The organism is Streptomyces sp. NBC_01497 (assembly GCF_036250695.1).
In the GTDB taxonomy this organism is placed as follows: Bacteria; Actinomycetota; Actinomycetes; order Streptomycetales; family Streptomycetaceae; genus Streptomyces.
On sequence record NZ_CP109427.1, the window covers coordinates 2992506 to 3011752 of the forward strand.

The 19247-nt window shown below is 71.9% G+C and carries 18 protein-coding genes; 3 read left to right on the plus strand and 15 right to left on the minus strand.

Annotation, left to right across the window (positions count from 1 at the left end):
• Positions 1–65: 65 nt before the first annotated feature.
• Positions 66–1007: an alpha/beta hydrolase gene (locus OG310_RS12730; protein WP_329456002.1), complete on the minus strand. Its 942-nt coding sequence runs from the start codon at positions 1005–1007 to the stop codon at positions 66–68.
• Positions 1008–1076: 69 nt separating this feature from the next.
• Between OG310_RS12730 and OG310_RS12735 the strand changes: the two genes are divergently transcribed.
• Positions 1077–1556: a MarR family winged helix-turn-helix transcriptional regulator gene (locus tag OG310_RS12735; RefSeq protein WP_329456003.1), complete on the plus strand. Its 480-nt coding sequence runs from the start codon at positions 1077–1079 to the stop codon at positions 1554–1556.
• A gap of 140 nt (positions 1557–1696) precedes the next feature.
• On the opposite strand, the gene OG310_RS12740 is transcribed toward OG310_RS12735, so the two are convergent.
• Complete coding sequence (locus OG310_RS12740; protein ID WP_329456004.1) at positions 1697–2689, minus strand: LysR family transcriptional regulator; 993 nt, start codon at positions 2687–2689, stop codon at positions 1697–1699.
• Positions 2690–2751: 62 nt separating this feature from the next.
• Here OG310_RS12740 and OG310_RS12745 point away from each other — a divergent pair, with 62 nt between their 5' ends.
• Positions 2752–4011, plus strand: coding sequence for an MFS transporter (locus tag OG310_RS12745; RefSeq protein ID WP_329456005.1), 1260 nt, complete (start codon positions 2752–2754; stop codon positions 4009–4011).
• 173 nt (positions 4012–4184) lie between these two features.
• Positions 4185–5171: a sigma-70 family RNA polymerase sigma factor gene (locus OG310_RS12750; protein ID WP_329456006.1), complete on the plus strand. Its 987-nt coding sequence runs from the start codon at positions 4185–4187 to the stop codon at positions 5169–5171.
• Positions 5172–5464: 293 nt separating this feature from the next.
• Here OG310_RS12750 and OG310_RS12755 read toward each other — a convergent pair whose 3' ends face one another.
• The 13 genes from OG310_RS12755 to OG310_RS12815 all read right to left on the minus strand — a co-directional run bounded on the left by OG310_RS12755 (position 5465) and on the right by OG310_RS12815 (position 19088).
• Positions 5465–6736 (minus strand): cytochrome P450 family protein, encoded by a 1272-nt coding sequence (locus OG310_RS12755; RefSeq protein ID WP_329456007.1) that lies wholly within the window; start codon positions 6734–6736, stop codon positions 5465–5467.
• On the minus strand, positions 6622–8031 hold the full coding sequence (locus OG310_RS12760; RefSeq protein WP_329456008.1) for a cytochrome P450: 1410 nt from the start codon (positions 8029–8031) through the stop codon (positions 6622–6624). Before OG310_RS12760 ends, OG310_RS12755 begins: the two co-directional genes overlap by 115 nt.
• A 394-nt stretch (positions 8032–8425) precedes the next feature.
• On the minus strand, positions 8426–9025 hold the full coding sequence (locus tag OG310_RS12765; RefSeq protein WP_443078844.1) for a GTP-binding protein: 600 nt from the start codon (positions 9023–9025) through the stop codon (positions 8426–8428).
• The gene (locus tag OG310_RS12770) at positions 9006–9368 is read right to left on the minus strand and encodes a DUF742 domain-containing protein (RefSeq protein ID WP_329456010.1); all 363 of its coding nucleotides are present in this window, start codon (positions 9366–9368) and stop codon (positions 9006–9008) included. The genes OG310_RS12765 and OG310_RS12770 overlap by 20 nt, the downstream gene beginning before the upstream one ends.
• Positions 9365–9790 (minus strand): roadblock/LC7 domain-containing protein, encoded by a 426-nt coding sequence (locus OG310_RS12775; RefSeq protein ID WP_329456011.1) that lies wholly within the window; start codon positions 9788–9790, stop codon positions 9365–9367. The genes OG310_RS12770 and OG310_RS12775 overlap by 4 nt, the downstream gene beginning before the upstream one ends.
• On the minus strand, positions 9787–11475 hold the full coding sequence (locus tag OG310_RS12780) for an ATP-binding protein (protein WP_329456012.1): 1689 nt from the start codon (positions 11473–11475) through the stop codon (positions 9787–9789). The genes OG310_RS12775 and OG310_RS12780 overlap by 4 nt, the downstream gene beginning before the upstream one ends.
• Positions 11476–12149: 674 nt before the next feature.
• Positions 12150–12479 (minus strand): hypothetical protein, encoded by a 330-nt coding sequence (locus OG310_RS12785; RefSeq protein ID WP_329456013.1) that lies wholly within the window; start codon positions 12477–12479, stop codon positions 12150–12152.
• A 64-nt stretch (positions 12480–12543) separates the two neighbouring features.
• A complete protein-coding gene (locus OG310_RS12790) occupies positions 12544–13134 on the minus strand; it encodes a Uma2 family endonuclease (RefSeq protein WP_329456014.1) in 591 nt (196 codons plus the stop codon).
• Between the two features lie 138 nt (positions 13135–13272).
• Entirely contained in the window at positions 13273–14550 is a 1278-nt protein-coding gene (locus OG310_RS12795) for a thymidine phosphorylase (RefSeq protein WP_329460149.1), read from the minus strand.
• Positions 14551–14555: 5 nt separating this feature from the next.
• Positions 14556–15011 (minus strand): cytidine deaminase, encoded by a 456-nt coding sequence (locus OG310_RS12800; protein ID WP_329456015.1) that lies wholly within the window; start codon positions 15009–15011, stop codon positions 14556–14558.
• The gene (locus tag OG310_RS12805) at positions 15008–16306 is read right to left on the minus strand and encodes an ABC transporter permease (RefSeq protein WP_329456016.1); all 1299 of its coding nucleotides are present in this window, start codon (positions 16304–16306) and stop codon (positions 15008–15010) included. The genes OG310_RS12800 and OG310_RS12805 overlap by 4 nt, the downstream gene beginning before the upstream one ends.
• Positions 16303–17430 carry an ABC transporter permease gene (locus tag OG310_RS12810; RefSeq protein WP_329456017.1) on the minus strand — a complete coding sequence of 376 codons (1128 nt, stop codon included), beginning with the start codon at positions 17428–17430 and terminating at the stop codon, positions 16303–16305. The genes OG310_RS12805 and OG310_RS12810 overlap by 4 nt, the downstream gene beginning before the upstream one ends.
• Positions 17427–19088: an ABC transporter ATP-binding protein gene (locus OG310_RS12815; RefSeq protein WP_443078845.1), complete on the minus strand. Its 1662-nt coding sequence runs from the start codon at positions 19086–19088 to the stop codon at positions 17427–17429. The genes OG310_RS12810 and OG310_RS12815 overlap by 4 nt, the downstream gene beginning before the upstream one ends.
• Between the last annotated feature and the right edge of the window lie 159 nt (positions 19089–19247).

Here is a 19247-nt window from a genome sequence, read left to right on the forward strand (position 1 = left end):
GGGCGGGCGCGCGGCCCCCTCGCCACGGAGCCGGCTCCGTCAACTCGCCTTCTCCCATGCCGAGATCAGGAAGCGGACAGGCTCCGGCTGGTCGACGTGCGGGCCGTGGCGCCCGCGCGGATGCGCTGGCCGAGGAAGAGGGCCGCGCGGTCCAGTGCCTCCTCGGCTTCGTCCAGGACACCGGCGAACGCCTGGAACACGTGCGGCACATCGGCGGTGACGTCCAGGATGACGTCCACCCCGGCCGCTCGCGCCCGTGCGGCGAGGCGCGTGGAGTCGTCCAGCAGGATCTCGTTGGTGCCCACCTGGATCAGCATCGGGGGGAAGCCGGTCAGGTCGGCGAGGACGGCGGGGCTGAGCAGGGGCTGACGGGGGTTCTGCCCCGCGAGGTACATGGCTCCGGTCTGTTCCATGGACCTGCGGGTGAAGACCGGGTCGACGCCTTCCTTGGTCTCCATGGACTCACCCGTGCGGGTGGCGTCGACGCCCGCGGAGAACGTCAGGAGGGCGGCGGGCAGCGGGAGACCCGCGTCCCGGGCGGCCAGGCAGGTAGTGACGGCGAGGCCGCCACCGGCCGAGTCCCCGGCGAACGCGATGGCCGAGGGGTCCTGACCGCTGTCGAGGAGGGCGCGGTAGGCGCTGAGCGTGTCGTCGATCGCGGCCGGGAACGGGTGTTCCGGCGCGAGCCGGTAGTCGACCGAGTACGCCTCGAACCCGGTCCTGACGACGAGTTGTCCCGTCAGCGACAGCGCGGACCGGGGGGAGCCGTACACCCAGCCGCCGCCGTGGAAGTACAGGATCGTCCCGGCACGCGGCCCGTCGTCCGGCTCGACGCGCAGGGCCGGCCGGCCGCCGAGGGACGTCGGCGCGGTGCGGATGCCGTCCGGCACGTGCATCCGGGCCATCAGCATCTCGAATCCGGCTCGGATCTCCTCGACCGGGAGGGGGCCTTCGGGTTCCGGCTGCCGCAGCATCGCATTGACCTGGGCGCGCTGTCGCTTGCTCATGTTCTTTCTCCCGTCACAGGTGCATTCCACGGAACTATATGCCGTGGCATCTAACGTAAACTATATGCCGTGACATCCACAACGAGCGGTGCGACGGCGGCCGACCTCCCGGGCTTCTTCGCCGACCTGGTCCGATGCGAGACGCGGCTGTACAACGCCCTCAACGACCGTCTCCGTGAGCGGCACAAGATCGTCACCTCGCAGTTCGAGGCGCTGCGCTACCTGCGCGACCACCCCGAGGCCCGGGTGGCGGACCTCGCCGCCGAATTCGCCATCGGCATCGGGGCGACCAGCAAGACCATCGACCGTCTGGAGAAGCAGGGATGGGCCGTCCGGCTGCCGAACCCGTCCGATCGCCGGTCCTCGCTGCTGGCCCTGACCGACGACGGCTCACGACTGGTCGACGCGGCGGAGAAGACCTTCGCCGCGGCACTGGCCGAGCTGATCGGTGGCTCTCTCGACGGCGCCTCGGCGGCAGCCACCGCACAGGCCCTCGCGGAGTTGCGCTCCGCGCTGGAACGTCACCAGATCGGCACGCCCACGGGCTGACGGGCATCGCCCCGGCGTGCAGGGCGGTCCGGCCGAGGCCCCGTCAGGCCGTCAGGCCGTCAGGCCGTCAGGCCGTCAGGCCGTCAGGCCACGACGCCCCCACGCCGTCACCGCCGTCAGGCCGTCAGGCCGTGGGCCCGTCACGCCGTCACCAGACCGCCCCTGCGGGACAGCAGGAAGCGCTTGAAGGCGGTCACCGGGGGCGTGTCGTGGTGGCCCTCCAGCCAGGCCACGCCGATCTCGCGGGCCGCGCGCGGCGCGGTGACCGTCAGTTCCACGACCCCCGGGCGTGCGAAAGCCGGTGGGGGCAGCAGCGCCACCCCGAGCCCGGCGGCGACCAGGCCGCGCAGCGTCTCGGCCTCCTCACCCTCGAAGGCGATCCGCGGCCGGAAGCCCGCCTTCGCGCACAGGTCGTCGGTGATGCGGCGCAACCCGTAGCCGGGCTCCAGGGTCACGAACGCCTCCTCGGCGGCCTCCGCGAGCCGTACGCGCCGGCGCCGCGCGAGCCGGTGGTCGGCGGGCACGACGAGACGCAGCCGCTGCTCGTCCAGCCGGTGGGCGACGAGGCCGGGCTCGTCGGGTACCGGCGAGGTGAGGCACAGGTCGAGTTCACCGGCGCGCAGCCGCTCCAGCATCGCCTCCCCGTACGTCTGCACGAGCTGGAACCTGATCCGCGGATGGTCGGCGCGGAACTCGCGCAGCAGGCCCGGCACGGTCTCGGAGCCCATCGTGTGCAGGAAGCCGAAGGCGACCTTGCCCGTCGCCGGGTCCGCGTCGGCCCGCAGGGACTCGGCCGCGCGCCCGATGTCGGCGAGCGCGCTCTCCACGGCGCCGAGGAACGAGCGGCCCTCGCGCGTGAGCGCCACCGTGCGGCCCTTGCGGTCGAACAGGGCGACGCCGAGGTCCTGCTCCAGACGGACGATGGCGCGGGACAGAGTGGACTGCGGGACGCCCGTGTCCAGTGCGGCCCTGGTGACATGTTCGTGGCGGGCGACCTGGGCGAAGTAGGCGAGGCGGGGCGCGAGGACGACCGGCCAGTCCCGCCCGTTCGTGGCCCGGTCCACCCGCCATTCGATGCGGTTCTCGTCACTTCTCGGTCCGTTCCGCGGCTCGGACCTCGGTTCATGCTCCACGGGAACGATTGTCCCCGACTGATGCATTGGACGCATCAGGACCGCGTTCGTACGTTCCTTGTATGGCCTCTGTCAGTACCCTGGCGCCGGCGGCGCCCGCACTCCTGTCCCCCGGACGCCCCGGCTACCGGCGGCTGAGCCTGGCGCTGTTCGTCGCGGGGATCGCGACCTTCGCGCTGCTGTACTCGACGCAGGCCCTGCTGCCCGCAGTCTCCGACGCGCTGCGGGTCTCCCCCGGCGACGCGAGCTGGACGGTCGCGGCGGCGACCGGCGCGCTGGCCCTGGCCGTGGTGCCGCTGAGCGCACTGTCGGAACGCTTCGGCAGGCGCTCGATGATGACCGCGTCGCTGGTGGTGGCGGTGGCCGTCGGACTCGCGGTGCCGTTCGCGCCCAACCTGACGGTCCTGATCGTGCTGCGGGCCGTGCAGGGCGCGGCGCTCGCGGGGCTGCCGGCATCCGCGATGGCGTTCCTCGCGGAGGAGGTCGAGGCGGGCGCGCTGGTCTCAGCGATCGGCCTGTTCGTCGCCGGCAACAGCATCGGCGGCATGAGCGGCCGGATCTTCACCGGCTGGATAGCGCAGGCCTGGGGGTGGCGCGTGGCGCTCGGGGCGGTGGGACTCCTCGCGGTGGCGTGCGCGGTGATCTTCCGGATCATGGTGCCGAAGGCGCGTAACTTCACGCCACGGCCGCTGTCACTCGCCGGTTTCGGACGGACGGTCGGCAGGCACCTCGCCAATCCGCTGCTGCTGCGCCTGTACGGGATCGGCGCGCTGTTCATGGTGGTCTTCGGCGGGGTCTACACGGTGATCGGATACCGGCTGACGGGCGCGCCGTTCAGCCTGCCGCAGGGCATCGTCGGGTCCGTCTTCGTGGTGTACCTCGTCGGTACGTTCGCCTCGGCGTCCTCGGGCCGGGTCGTCGCGCTCCTCGGCCGGCGCGGGGCCCTGTACGCGGCTCTCGTCACCACGTCGGCGGGGCTGCTGGTGACGCTGATGAACTCGCTGGCCGCCGTCATCGTGGGGCTCGTACTGATCACGGCGGGGTTCTTCACGGGGCACGCGGTGGCGTCGTCGTCGGTCAGCCGTACGGTGACGCAGGCACGCGCGCAGGCCTCGGCGCTCTACCAGGCCGCCTACTACCTGGGCAGCAGCGCGGGCGGGGCGATCGGCGCGGCGGCCTTCCACTCGGCGGGGTGGGCCGCGACCGTCGGGATGGGCCTGGTCGCGATGGCGGGCGTGGCGGGGCTGACGCTGTACGGCACGGTCGCCGCCCGGCGGATCACGCGGCGCTCGCGCGAGCCGGGACACGCCCCGGCGCTCTGAGGACGCGAGCCGGGACACGTCCCGGCGCTCTGAGGAAGGGCAGGCGCAGGACACCGGTGCGCGGGCCGGTCGCCGGGGGCGATTTCCGCGAGAAGCCGCGCCTGTCAGTGGGCTGCGGTAGCTTCCGGAGGAGGGGCTCCCGAACGGGCGCCAGGGGGCTACTGGGGTGAGCGATGTCTGAGACGGCGACGACGCAGGATCTCGATTCCCGGCTGGAGCAGCACCGCAGGGAGCTGACCGGTTACTGCTACCGGATGCTCGGCTCGCTGTTCGAGGCCGAGGACGCGGTGCAGGACACGATGGTGCGGGCCTGGCGCGCCATGGACAAGTTCGAGGGCCGTTCCTCCCTGCGGTCCTGGCTGTACCGCATCGCGACGAACGTGTGCCTCGACATGCTCAGCGCCGGCAACCGCAGGGCCCGCCCGATGGATCTCACGGGACCGACACCGGTGGCTCAGGCGCAGCTCACGGCGCGTCCCGAGCTGACGTGGCTGGAGCCCGCCCCGGACGGCCGGGTCCTGCCGTCGGTGGCCGACCCGGCCGAGGCGGCCGTGGAGCGCGAGAGCATCCGGCTCGCGTTCATGGCGGCGCTCCAGCACCTGCCGCCGAAACAGCGCGCGGTGCTGATCCTGCGCGAGGTGCTGGCCTGGAAGGCGAGCGAGGTCGCGGAGCTGCTGGAGACGAGCGTCGCCTCCGTGAACAGCGCGCTCCAGCGCGCGCGGGCGACGCTCGCGGAGGCCGCGCCCGCCGAGACGGACACGGCGGACGAACTGGACGAGGAGCAGCGGGAACTGCTCGACCGGTACGTGGCCGCCTTCGAGGGCTACGACATGAAGGCGCTGACCGCGCTGCTGCACGAGGACGCGACGCTGTCCATGCCCCCGTACGACCTGTGGCTGCGGGGCCACGAGAACATCGTGGGCTGGATGGAGGGTGTGGGCTCGGTCTGCCGGGGCTCGCGCCTGGTGCCCGTGGTGGCGAACGGGACGCCCGCGTTCGCGCACTACCACCCCGCGGAAGACGGCGACGGGTTCACGCCATGGGCACTGATGATCATGGAGATCGAGGACGGGAAGATCCTGGGGATCAATTCGTTCCTCGACACGCCGCGGTGGTTCCGGCTGTTCGAGCTCCCGATGCGGCTGCCCGCAGGAAGCTGAGCACCGGACCCGGACCCGGCCGGCCTGAAATGGACACCGGCCGGGGGGTCGCGTACCGGCCGAGGGTGCTGCCCACCGGCGGACGGAGTCGCCTACGTGCCGAGGCAGTTGACCACCCGCCGACTCAGTCGCGTACGGGCCGGCGGAGTTGACCACCACCGGCCGACGGAGTTGACCACCGGCGGACGCAGTCGCGTACGGGCCGGCGGAGTTGCGTACCGTTCGCCCGACCCGACCCGACCGCAGGACCGGCGGCCGGGTCGGGCGGAGCGGGGTACTCGCCCTCGGCCGTGTCAGGCAGTGGCCGGGGCAGGCGCGCGGTGCAGGTGGACGGGGAGTTCGCGGTGCCCGTTGGAGATGAAGGACTCCTGCGGCTTCAGCTCGGCCGCCGGCAGCGCGAGTTCCATGTCGGGAAAACGTTCGAAGAGGGCGGGCAGCGCGATGCGCCCCTCCAGCCGGGCCAGTTCGGCCCCCAGGCAGAAGTGCGTGCCGTAGCCGAAGGCCAGGTGCTCCCTGCGGGTCTCCCGGGTGATGTCGAACCGCTCGGGGTGCTCGCCGTGGACGGCCGGGTCGCGGTTGATGCCGGCGTAGTTGATGACGATGGGGTCGCCCTGTCGGAAGGTCAGGCCGCTCTCCTCGTCCTCGACGTCCTCGACGGCGAAGCGCATCAGCATGCTCGCCAGGGGTGCCTCGTGGCGCACGATCTCCTCCACGGCGTCCCCCCACGAGGCCGTGCCCGCCCTGAGGAGGGCGAGCTGGTCGGGGTGGCCGAGCAGGTCGGCGACGGCGTGGTCGAAGAGGTTGACCGTCGTCTCGTGGCCGGCGCCGATCAGCAGGACGAGGCTGTCGAGGAGTTCCTGCTGGCTCAGGCCGGTGCCGGTCTCGTCGTCGCGGGCCTCGATCAGCTCGCTGGTGACGTCGTCGCCCGGGTTCTCGCGCTTGGCGTCGACCAGCGCCGTCAGGGCCGCGTACACGGCCATGGCGTTGGCCCCCGCCTCCTCGGCCGGGACATCGGTGGCGAACAGGCCGCCCACGGTGGTGCGGAAGGTCTCGTGCATCTCCTCGGGCACGCCGAGGAGCATGTTGACCACGCGCAGAGGCAGCAGCCAGGCGAACCGGGCCCGCAGGTCCACGGGGCCCTCGTGCGGGGTGTCGAGGTCGTCGATCAGTTCCTTGACGATGGCCTCGATGGCCGGCTGCAGCGCCCGTACCCGCCGGGCGGTGAAGGCGGGGCCTATGAGCCTGCGGAGCCGGGTGTGCTCGGACCCGTAGGCGCTGAGGGCGTTGCGCACGTCGACCCAGATCCGCAGCGGCCAGTCCTCGGCGACCTCTCCGCGTATGTACGCGGGCCAGTGCTGGTGCGCGTCCTTCGACACCCGGGGGTCGGTCAGCAGCCGCTTGGCGAGCGCCGCGTCCACGACGGACCAGGCGGTGATCCCGCCGGGCAGCTCTACCTGGACGGCCGGGCCGCCGGCTCGGATCCGGGTGCTTTCGGCATGAATGTCGTGCGCTGCGGGATCGATGCGGAACGGGCAGCCTGAGACGGTGGCCGGCTGGGTGTCCATGACGTCGCTCCTTGGTGTGGTGGTGCGGACGGGTCGGCGTGCGGGTTGACCACGGGGAGCGCGGTCCATCCCGAGTGGAAGGTGCCGGGCCTGCGGACGAGGTCCGCGCGGTCGACGGCGAGGCTCAGGTCGGGGAGCCGGTCGAGGATGCGCTCGACGGCGGTCTCGGTGATCACCCTCGCCAGGTCGACCGCGGGGCAGGCGTGCGCGCCGGCGCTGAAGGCGAGATGGGCGCGGTTGCCCGCGCGCCGGAAACGGGCGAGCGCCGGGTCGCTGTTGGCCGCGGCGAAGCTGACCAGGACGGGCACGCCGGGTTCGAGGCGCACGCCCTCGTACGTCTCGGGCACGCGCGCGTACACCGGCGAGTAGTTGGCGATCGGCGGGTCCTCCCAGAGAACCTGGTCCATGGCCTCGGCCACCGAGTGCACGCCCTCGTAGACGCTGCCGCTGAACGCCGGGTCGTCGATCATCAGCAGCAGCGCGTTGGCGATCAGGTTGGAGCTCGGGGTGGAGCCGGCGCCCGCGACGAGCATGATCTGCTGGATCATCTCCGTGTCGGTCAGCCGGGCGGGGTGGGCGAGCAGCCAGGACGTCGCGTCGCCGCTCGGCTCCGCGCGGCGCAGGGTGATCAGTTCGAGGCAGCAGGAGACGATCTCGCGGTTGGCGGCGGCGGCGTCCGCTCCCGCGTCGAACAGCTTGCCGATGGCGGTGATGAGGCGCAGTCCCAGGTCGGGCGGGCAGCCGAACATCTCGATGATGACCTGGATCGGCAGCGGGTCCGCGAAGGCCGTGACGAGGTCGAACTCCTCGCGTTCGGCGACGGCGTCGATCAGTGTGTCGGCGATCCGCACCACGGCGCCCTCCAGCGCGTGGCTGTCGACCAGTTCGACGGTGTCGGTGATGGTCTTGCGCAGCCGGGTGTGCGGCGCGCCGTCCAGCCACAGGGCGTTGTCGCGGGGCTGCATCATCGACACGGCCGGGGTGCCCTCGGGGATCTGCCCCGAGGACAGCGCCACCCAGTGGTTCGGGTCCTTGGCGAACAGGTCGGGGGTGTGCCGCAACAGGTGCAGGGCCGCGCGGTAGGTGGTGGTGAGGTAGGCGTACGCGCCGTTGTCGAACTCGACCGGCACGATCGGCCCGCGCGCCCTGAGCTTCGCGTAGGTGGCCCCCGGGTCCGCGGTGAACTCGGGACCGTGGATCTTCAGGATCTCGCCGAGTTCGCCGTCGGCGGCCTGCGCGGAGAACGGGCATACGGCGGGGGGCAGTTCAGGGCTCACGGGGTGGTTGCTGGGCATCGGGCGCGCTCCGGGGAGGGGTTTTGGTCGGTACGCGTGACGCGGGGTGGGGCCGCGACCGCGAGCACCGCGTGACGGTGCGTCAGTGAGGGCTGGGGAGGTGGGTCACGGCGCGTTGCGGACCGGGCGCACCCGCGTCGGACCGGGGCCGGCACGCGCTCGGGTCGGCCGCGTGCCGGCCGGCCCCGGGCGGCACGTTCGCGCCGGGCCCGCGCGGCCGTACGGGCCCGGCGCGGCACCGGCTCCGGTGGCGGGGCGGCCGGTGTGCGCGGTGGACCCGCACATCCGGTGCGCCCGACGTACTCGCCGGAGCCGTGCGGACCAGGAGCCGCACCGGACGCACCGGTGTTCGGGGCGGACCGGGCCCGGTCCGAAGGCACCGCACGGCGCGGAGTCACACGGGCGCCGGCGCCAACGCGATCAGGTACGCGACGAGTTCGACGAGCGCGCCCTTGGCGCTCGCGTGGTCGCGCGCGTCGCAGAGCACGAGCGGGGTGTCGATCTCCAGGTCCATGGCGTCCCTGAGCTGTTCGAGCCCGTACTCCGGCGCACCGTCGAAGCGGTTGACGGCCACCGCGTACGGCAGGCCCAGCTCCTCCATCAGGCCGATGACGGGGTAACTGTCCCCGAGCCTGCGGGTGTCGGCGAGGACGAGGGCTCCGAGGGCGCCGCGCGCGAGGTCGCCCACCACCGACCAGAACCGCTGCTGGCCGGGCGCGCCGAACAGGTACAGCACCAGGTCGTCGCTGAGCGACATGCGGCCGAAGTCCATGGCGACGGTGGTGGTCGTCTTGTGCGGCACACCGCTCAGGTCGTCGGTGCCGATGCTCGCGGCCGTCATCACCTCTTCGGTGAGCAGCGGCCGGATGGCCGAGAGAGTCTTGACGTACGTGGTCTTGCCGACCCCGAAGTGCCCGGCGACAAGGACCTTGACCGTCGTCTCGTCGCCCCGCAGATGGGTTCCCGCGGCGGATTCATAGTGCTTGGAGTCCAGCAAGGACCGCCTCCAGAAGTTCTCGGTCGGCCCGCTGGGCCTTCAGGATCGTGGACCGGGTGGTGATGTGCCCGGTCTCCATCAGGTCGGCGAGCACGATGCGCAGCACACTGAGGGGCAGCCGGAGATGGCTGCCGATCTCGGCCACCGACAGGGCGCCGGGCGTGCACAGTTCGAGCACCGCGAGCTGCTCCGGTGTGAGGTTCGCGCGCGACAGGTCCTGGTGGAGGATCTTGACGAGTGTGACCTGGTCGAAGGTGTTGCGGCTCGGCGCCGACCGGCCGCCCGTCACCACGTACGGGCGGACCAGTCCGCTCTCCCGCCCCGGGCGGGCGCGCGTCATGAACCAGTACCCGTGGCGACTCGCGGGGCGATCCCGAGCTGCTTGCCGAGGCGGTCCACGGTTTCCTCCATCGCGTAGGAGACGTTCTCGACGTCCGCGTCGGCGTCGGCGGCGAGCGCCAGGTAACTGCCGTCGCCCGCGGCCATCACGAACAGGTACCCGGTGCGGTACTGGATCATCGTCATCTCCCAGGCCCCGTCGCTGTCCGCGAACTGGGCGGCCTCCCGGCTCAGCGCCTGCATGCCGGACACCGCCGCGGCCATCCGGTCCGCCATGTCCCGCTCGGTGTCCCTGGACGTCGCGGACATCAGACCGTCCGCCGAGAGCAGGATCGCGCGCAACGTGTGCGGTGTGCGCAGGAGTTCGTCGAGGATCCAGCCCAAGTCGCCGACCGCCTTGGGGGTGGAGGTGGAGTGGGTCATTGGTCTGTGGTCCTCTCGTCGGTGTTCCGGCGCTCCCGCGCACTGCGGATGCCTCGCGCGAAGGCCCCCACGGTGCGGCTGGAGTTGATGGGCGGCTGGGCCGGGGACACGCCCTCGGCCAGGGACGGGCGCACGGAGCGGCGGCGCCGCTGCGGCAGGCCGTCGGGGCGGGTGCGCGGCGGCTCGTCGTCCGAGGGCCGCGCGGGCTCGGTCGCCCGGGGGCCGGGGACGCTCTCCTGGCGGGGACCGGTGCCGGCCGGGCGGCCGGCCTGGGGGCGGCTCCCGCCGGCCAGCGGCTCTTCGGGGCGCCCGTGGGCGGGCAGGTCCGCCGCGCCGTCGCCGGTCCGGGCGGAGGCGGGGACTCCGGCCGGCCCCTCGGCCTCCCCGCCGGTCCGCTCCTCGGAGCCCACCTCGTGGGAGTCCCCGGCGGACACCGGGTCCGGGGCTCCGCTCTCCTCGTCGTCATCCGAGACGCGGGGGCACCGGGTGGGCAGCGGAGGGGCGTCCTGCTGGGGGGCGCGCCCGGTGCCGGACTCCTCGGCGGGAGCCGGGCGCTCCGCCTCCGCCGGCTCGTCGCGCCGGCCCGGAGGCGTGCTGTCCAGGGTGGTGAGAAGGGCGGAGGGCAGGAAGACCCCGGCCCGTACGCCGCCGTAGATGGACTCCTGGTCGACACTGACCCGGAAGCCGTACCTGCGGGCGAGCACGCCGACGGCGGGGAAGCCGAACTTGGGGCGGCTGCCCATCCTGGTCAGGCGCACCTCCTCGTCCCCCGACAACTGCGCGCGGGCCTGCTCCCGCACCTCGCGGGTGAGGCCGACACCCGAGTCGTCGATCATCACGGTGACGCCGTTGTGTCCCTGCACGAACCAGACCTGCACGTCGGAACCGGGTTCCGAGTGCCGGGCCGCGTTGTCGAGCAGCTCGGCCACGGCGAGCACCACCGGCTCCACCGCCTGGCTGACGACGCGGTACGAGGGAGCGCCGGTGATCTTGATGCGGTCGTAGTCGCGGATCTTGGAGACGCCTCCGCGCACCACGTCGAGCAGCGGGGAGCTGCGCCGCTGCCGTCCCGGCCAGGAGCCGGTGAGCACGTTGATGATCTGCGTACGACGGACGAGCTGGTTGCTCGCGTGGTCGATGGCGGTGGCGTCGGCGAGCACACCGGGGTCGTCGTGCCGCTCCAGCATGGCGTCGATGGCGTTGGTGGTGTCGTTCAGCAGGGCCTGCATGGAGCGGGTGACCGTGGAGACGACCGCCTTCGCGCCGTCCTCGGCGCGGCCCGCGACCATGGTGGCCGCCTGCCGGACCTGCTGGAGGGCGTCCTCGCGCCGGTCGGCGAAGGAGCTGCCACCCGCGGCCGTGGTCCCGAGCGGCGGCGGGAAATCGGCCTCGCGGCCTTCCCACAGGGCCTGCACGAGGGCGGGCACCTGGCGCTCCGCCATGTGCCGGTCCTCGGCGTCACGCAGGTCGAACTCGCGCTTGAGCGCGCGATGACGTTCCTCGACGGACCGGTGCAGGTCCTCCGTGATGCGGATCCGGTCCTCAGCGGCGCGGGCCCTCTTCTCGGCGCGGCGGGCGGCGCCACGTGCGCGAAGGGCCACCACGACGGTGACGACGAGGGCGACCGCCAGGACGGCGGCCACGATCAGCGACCAGGAGACCGAGTCCTGTGGGGGTGGGTTCATCAGATCCTCAAGCGGACGATCGGGGGCACGGGAGGGGTGCGGCTCCACGGACGGACAACACCCGCCCGTCAGACAGGGCCTGGCGGATCGTCGGAAGCGCTCGCACACGGTGGGGGGACGGACACAGGCGGGATGCTACCGATCAACGGGCGCGCCCCAAAGGCCGGTAGCGGCACTTCGTGCCGATGGCAGCCGCCGCCGGGCACCGCACAAACATGCGGATTCATACGCGGGCCGCCCCCTAACGGCACCGCCATCCCATGTCCGGCCTGGCCTGACGTACCGCCGGGGATAGAAAGATCACATCGGCGAATCGGCCAGTTCATTACGCCAGTTGGCTGGAAATCGACGTGATGAAAACTTCGCGTTCCGGCGCGTCCGTCAACACCGGCACTCCCGTATGGAGCCCTCGAACGGCCTCCACGGCCCGGCCTTGTCCTCAACCCCCGTCTGAAAAGCACCCGTTGTCACGGTCCTGCGACACGTCACCGCCACCGGATCGACCCCGGATCGCCTGGGAATCAGCACAGCGCCACCCCCGGATCAGCACTCCGACGGCCCTGCGTCACCGCTGGACCGGCACCGGACCGGCACACCCGCACGGGCGCTCCCACGGCACCGGGCTCGACCGGTTCCCACGGCCGGAAACGGGCCGGGCCCCCCGCGCCCCGCCGTTACGTCCCGCCGCCGGGCCCCGCTCCCGCTCCCGCCTCCCCCGTCCCCTGCGTCACGAGGAAACCGAGCCCGACGGTGTGCAGCAGGCCGACCAGCTCGATCCCCGCGCCCCGCACGACGGTCCGGCAGCCGAGCCGCGCGGCCGTCAGCCGTAGCCGCGCCAGCGCCTCGACGGCCAGGAGGTCCGCGCCGACCCTCCCGTCGACCCTGATCTCCACCAGCGCTCCCCCGCCGTCCACCCGCGCGGCCAGGCCGGCGCACAACGCTCCCGTGCCGCCCGCCGCGAGCGGCCAGGACAGGTGCACGACGATCCGGTCGGTGTCTGCCACACGGGAAAGGACCGCCGCCACGACGGAAACTCATCGTGGTCGCGGTCCAGGGAGACGCGAGGCCTCAGGAGACAGGGAACTCCGAGGTGTCGATGTCGCAGTCGAAGGGGGAGGGGAGCATCAGCTTCTCGCCGTACTCGCCCACGAGGAGTGTGCGATACGTCCCGTCGGCAGGATCGCCGTAGAGCGTGAAGGTGGGGCGGGCCGAGTGCCAGGAGTCCAGCAGCAGGTAGAGCGGCACCCCGGCCGCTGCACAACCATTGACCTCGGCGATGCGGTCGTGGTCGGCGTTGGACTCGGACGTGATCTCCACGACGAGTTCGGCGCGATGGGCGGGGATGGAGTAGCCGGGGCCCGCGAGCTCCCCCAGGTCCGCCACCAGCAGGTCAGAGACGTAGAGCCCCTTCTTGCTCGGGACAGTGACCCCCTGGGTCTGGAAGACGCCACACCCCTTCGGCTTCACGGCATACAGCACTTCTTGCACGAGGTGCGCAATCAGGTTGTGGTGGTTGGACGGCGGTGGTGCCAGGGTGATGATCCCCTCGATGATCTCCACCGTGCAGCCCTCTGGTGCGTCCGTGCCCTCCCAGAGGCGGACGATCTCGTCCCAGCCCTGCCCGTGCGAGGCTCCGGGCTCGGCGGCGAGTGCGCTCATGGCGGTCTCCTTCTTGGTCATCACCGAGGCCGGCATGCCGAACGGGACCGGCGCAGGTCCACCGATCCCGTTCACCCAGACGTGTCATTCGCATATGCCGGGGGCTGAAACGTCCAGCTCAGTGCAGCTCAGTAAGGCTCAGCCGATCCGCTCCCGCACCACCGGTGTCCGCTCGTACGGCGTCCCGGGCGCTGCCACGTCATAGGCGCCGCCGAGAGCCTGAAGCGCGTACGCGAACTTCTCCGGAGTGTCCGTGTGCAGCGTCAGCAGCGGCTCGCCCGCACGGACCTCGTCGCCCGGCTTGGCATGCAGTTCGACGCCCGCGCCTGCCTGCACCGCGTCCTCCTTGCGGGCGCGGCCCGCGCCGAGGCGCCAGGCCGCCACACCGACGTCGTACGCGTCGAGGCGGGAGAGCACACCGGTGGCGGGAGCGGTGATCACGTGCCGCTCGGCGGCCACCGGCAGCGCGGCGTCCGGGTCGCCGCCCTGCGCCGCGACCATGCGGCGCCACACGTCCATCGCCGCGCCGTTCGCGAGCGCCTTCTCCGGGTCGGCGTCGGGCAGGCCCGCCGCGTCGAGCATCTCCCGGGCCAGCGCGAGCGTCAGCTCCACCACATCGGCGGGACCGCCACCGGCCAGGACCTCGACGGACTCCCGTACCTCCAGCGCGTTGCCGGCCGTCAGGCCGAGCGGCGTCGCCATGTCCGTGAGCAGGGCGACGGTCCGTACGCCGTGGTCCGTGCCGAGAGAGACCATGGTGGACGCGAGCTCCCGCGCGTCCTCGATCGTCTTCATGAACGCGCCCGAGCCGACCTTCACGTCCAGGACGAGCGAACCCGTGCCCTCCGCGATCTTCTTGGACATGATCGAGGAAGCGATCAGCGGGATCGCCTCGACCGTGCCGGTCACGTCCCGCAGCGCGTACAGCTTCTTGTCGGCGGGGGCGAGCCCGTCCCCGGCCGCGCAGATGACCGCGCCGGTGGTGTCGAGGACGCGCATCATCTCGTCGTTGCTGAGCGAGGCGCGCCAGCCGGGGATCGACTCCAGCTTGTCGAGGGTGCCCCCGGTGTGCCCGAGGCCCCGGCCGCTGAGCTGCGGGACGGCCGCGCCGCAGGCCGCGACGAGCGGCGCGAGCGGCAGGGTGATCTTGTCGCCGACACCGCCGGTGGAGTGCTTGTCGGCGGTGGGCCGGGACAGCGCGGCGAAGTCCATCCGCTCGCCCGAGGCGATCATCGCGGCCGTCCAGCGCGCGATCTCGGTCCGGTTCATGCCGTTGAGCAGGATCGCCATCGCCAGTGCGGACATCTGCTCGTCCGCGACCGCTCCGCGCGTGTACGCGTCGATCACCCAGTCGATCTGTTCCGGGGTCAGTTCGCCCTTGTCGCGCTTGGTGCGGATCACCGAGATGACGTCCATGTCACTCATTTCTGGTTCTGGTTCCTTCGGGAATCGTCCGGCGCGGGGGCGCCGGGGCCGCTCGTGAGGTGGTCCGGGCCGAACGCCTGCGGCAGCATCTCGTCGAGCGTGCGCAGCCCGTCCGGGGTCTCCAGGACGAGCGCCGGGCCGCCGAACTCGTACAGCAGCTGGCGGCACCTGCCGCACGGCACCAGCACCGCACCCGTGCCGTCGACGCAGGTGAAGTGCGTGAGCCGGCCGCCGCCCGAGAGCTGGAGCGCGGAGACGAGTCCGCACTCCGCGCACAGGCCGATGCCGTACGAGGCGTTCTCGACGTTGCACCCGGCGACCGTGCGGCCGTCGTCGACGAGGGCCGCCGCGCCGACCGGGTAGCGCGAGTAGGGGGCGTACGCGTGGGACATCGCCGCGCGCGCCGCCTCCCGCAGCGCCGGCCAGTCGGGCGTGACGGCCGCGCCCGTCACGACCCCTGGCCCTTTCTGTACCGCAGGCCGTCCGCCTTCGGCATCCGCAGCCGCTGGGCCGACAGGGACAGCACCAGCAGGGTCACCACGTACGGTGTCGCGCCGACGAAGTCGTCCGGCACCGTGTCGGTCAGGAGGTACCACACCAGGATCAGCGCGGCCATCGCCCCGCTCACGATCGCCTGGACCGTCGCCTTCTTGTACGCCTTCCATATGCCCAGCAGTACCAGCAGGACCACGAGGAGCAGCAGCAACGCGTGGACGGTGTCGCCGCCGTTGCGCAGTTGGAGTGCGTCGGAGAAGCCGAACAGACCCGCGCCCATGGCGAGCCCGCCGGGCCGCCAGTTGCCGAAGATCATCGCCGCGAGGCCGATGTAGCCGCGCCCGCCGGTCTGGCCCTCCAGGTAGAAGTGCGAGGAGACCATGGCGAGGAACGCGCCGCCGAAGCCGGCGAGGCCGCCGGAGATCGCGACGCCCATGTACTTGTACGAGTAGACGTTGACGCCGAGCGACTCCGCGGCGACCGGGTTCTCACCGACGGAACGCAGCCGCAGGCCGAACGAGGTGCGCCACAGGACCAGCCAGGTCGCGACGAACAGCGCCGCCGCGAGGATCGTCAGGATCGACAGGTTGGTGAAGACGCCGCCGACGATGCCCGCGAGGTCCGAGATCAGGAACCAGTGGTGGTTCGCCACCGAGTTCAGACCGCTCGACACCCCGGGCACGGTGAACTGCGGCAACGCGTCGACCGGTGGCGACTGCTTGGGGTTGCCGCCCTTGTCCAGCGCGGAGCCGTGGTTGAAGAACAGCTTCGCCAGGTACTGCGTGACGCCCTGCGCGAGCAGGGTGATGGCGACACCGGAGACGATGTGGTCGACGCCGAAGGTGACGGTGACGACCGCGTGCAGCAGGCCGCCCAGCACACCGAACGCGATGCCCGCGAGCAGGCCGAGCCAGGGGCTCGACTGCCAGCCGACCCAGCCGGCGCCGAAGGTGCCGAGGATCATCATGCCTTCGAGGCCGATATTGACGACGCCGGCGCGCTCCGACCACAGGCCGGCGAGGCCGGCCATGCCGATCGGCACGGCGAGGCCGAGCGCGGCGGCGATCTGGCCCTCGGAGTCGAGCTGCTCCGCGCCGGTCAGGACGCGGACCGCCGAGATGAGGACGAGCGCGGCGGCGACGATCAGCAGGATCTTCGCGACCGAGAGCCGGCCGCGGCCGGCCCGCTTGCCGCCGCCGGCCGCCTCGGGCGCCGTGGGCGGCGGGGTGGCGGCGGTGGTCGTGGCGGTCATCGCGCCACCTCCAGCTTCTCGTCGGTGACGGCCTGGGCGGCGAGTTCGGCGCCGACGCGCTGCTGCTGACGGCTCAGGCCGAAGCGGCGCACGAGTTCGTAGGCGATCACGACGCACAGGACGATCACGCCCTGGATGACGCCGAGGATCTCCTTGTCGTAGCCGATGAGTTCCAGATGGCCCGTGGTGCGTTCCAGATAGCCCCACAGGAGCGAGGCGATGGCGATGCCGACCGGGTTGTTACGGCCGAGCAGCGCGATGGCGATGCCGGTGAAGCCGACGCCCAGCGGGAAGTCGTTGCTGAACGCGTGGCTGTCGTTGAGGAGGGTCGGCATGCCGACGAGCCCGGCGATCGCACCGGAGATCACCATGCTGGTGACGATCATCTTCTTCACGCCGACACCGCTGGCCTCGGCGGCGCTCTCGGACTGGCCGACGGTGCGCAGGTCGAAGCCGAAGCGCGTACGGCCGAGGACGAACCAGTAGGCGACGCCGACCAGCGCGGCGATCACGATGAAGCCCCACAGGTCGCCGGCCGGGCCGGCGTTGAAGGTGAAGAACCAGGACGACTTCGGCAGGTTCTTGGTGGACACCAGCGTGCCCGCGTCGTCCAGCTGCCCGAGCTTGCCGGGTTGCAGGAGGTAGGCGATGACGGCGGTCGCGATGGAGTTCAGCATGATCGTGGAAATGACCTCGCTGACCCCCCGGGAGGTCTTGAGGATGCCCGCGATGCCGGACCACATGGCCCCGACCACCATCGCGACCAGGATGATCACGATGATCTGGAGCGGACCCGGCAGGTGCAGGGCGCCACCGACGACCGCGGCGAAGAAGGCCGCGATGCGGTACTGGCCGTCGACACCGATGTTGAACAGGTTCATCCGGAAGCCGATGGCGACCGCGACACCCGCGAGGTAGTACGTCGTCGCCTTGTTCAGGATGTAGATCTGGCTGTCGCTCGCGGAGCCGTACGACAGCATGTCGTTGAACGCCTCGAACGGGTTCTTGCCGGTGGCGAGGATGACCAGCGCGGTCACGACGAGCGCCGCGACGACGGCGAGGACGGGGGCCGCGAGGGCGAGGAGCAGCCGTTCCTTGTCGACACGGGCGGTGAGCTTGTTCATGCGTCGTCGCCGCCTTCCGGGGTGGCCTGGGCGGGGATGCCCGCGGCCTCGTGGTCCAGGTGGCCGCTGGCGGCACCGGTCATCGCGGAGCCCAGCTCCTCGGGGGTGATGGTGGCCGGGTCGGCGTCGGCGACCAGACGGCCGCGGTACATGACCCGGAGCGTGTCGGACAGGCCGATCAGCTCGTCCAGGTCGGCGGAGATGAGCAGCACCGCGAGGCCCTCCCGGCGTGCCTCCCTGATCTGGTCCCAGATCTGGGCCTGCGCGCCGACGTCCACGCCGCGCGTGGGGTGCGCGGCGATCAGCAGCTTGGGGTGGTGGCTCATCTCGCGGCCGACGATCAGCTTCTGCTGGTTGCCGCCGGACAGTGAGGCCGCGGTGACCTCGATACCGGGGGTGCGTACGTCGTACTCCTGGATGATCCGCTCGGTGTCGAGCCGGGCGGCGCGCCCGTCGAGCAGGCCGCGCCGGGAGTTGGGCGTCTCGGTGACGTGCCCGAGGATGCGGTTCTCCCACAGGGGCGCTTCCAGCAGCAGGCCGTGCCGGTGCCGGTCCTCGGGGATGTAGCCGACGCCGCTCTCGCGGCGCTTGCGGGTCGGTGCCGTGGAGATGTCCGTACCGGCGAGGACGACCGTGCCGGAGTCGGGGGTGCGCATGCCCATGACGGCCTCGACCAGTTCGGCCTGGCCGTTGCCCTCCACACCGGCGATGCCGAGCACTTCGCCCTGGTGGATCGTGAAGTCGATGCCGCCGAGCACCTCGCGGACGAAGCCGTCGGAGTCCGTGGCGGTCAGCCTGAGGCCGCTGACGCTGAGCGCGGGCGTGTCGGTGACGGTCGACTCGCGGGTCTCGGGCGAGGGCAGTTCGCTGCCGACCATCAGTTCGGCGAGCTGCCGGGAGGTGGTCGTCGTGGGGTCGGCGGTGCCGACGGTGGTGCCGCGCCGGATGACGGTGATCTCGTCGGCGACGGAGAGCACCTCGCCCAGTTTGTGCGAGATGAAGATGACGGTGAGGCCCTCGGACTTGAGGCCGCGCAGGTTGTCGAAGAGCGCGTCGACCTCCTGCGGGACCAGGACCGCGGTGGGCTCATCGAGGATCAGCGTGCGGGCGCCCCGGTAGAGGACCTTGAGGATCTCGACGCGCTGCCGGTCGGCGACGCCGAGTTCCTCGACGAGGACGTCGGGACGGACGTTCAGGCCGTACGCGTCGGAGATCTCCACGATCCTGGCGCGGGCCCGGCCGCCGATGCCGTACAGCTTCTCGCTGCCGAGGGCGACGTTCTCCAGGACGGTGAGGTTGTCGGCGAGCATGAAGTGCTGGTGCACCATGCCGATGCCGCGGGCTATGGCGTCCGCCGGGCTGCCGAAGGACACCTCGGCGCCGTCGACCGTGATGGTGCCCTCGTCCGGCTTCTGCATGCCGTAGAGGATCTTCATCAGGGTCGACTTGCCGGCGCCGTTCTCGCCGCACAGGGCGTGGACGGTGCCCTTGCGGACGGTGATGTCGATGTCGCTGTTGGCGACGACACCGGGGAACCGCTTGGTGATGCCGCGGAGTTCGACCGCGACGGCGCGGTCCGCGGCGGCCGCGGTGCCGGTGGCCGCGGCGCCCGGGGTGCCGGGCGGGCCGTCGGGAGTGGGAGGGCGTGACGCGTTGATGGCGCACTCTCCTTGGTGGTAAGGAGGGGTGGGGAGGGGGTGCGTTCGGTGACGCCCCCAGCCTACGGCCGGGGTTGCCACCCGAGCGTCAACTCCCCACTACGCGCGTAGAGTTGACACTTCATCATGGCCGGTGGCCGGAGATCCGGCGGGCACCTG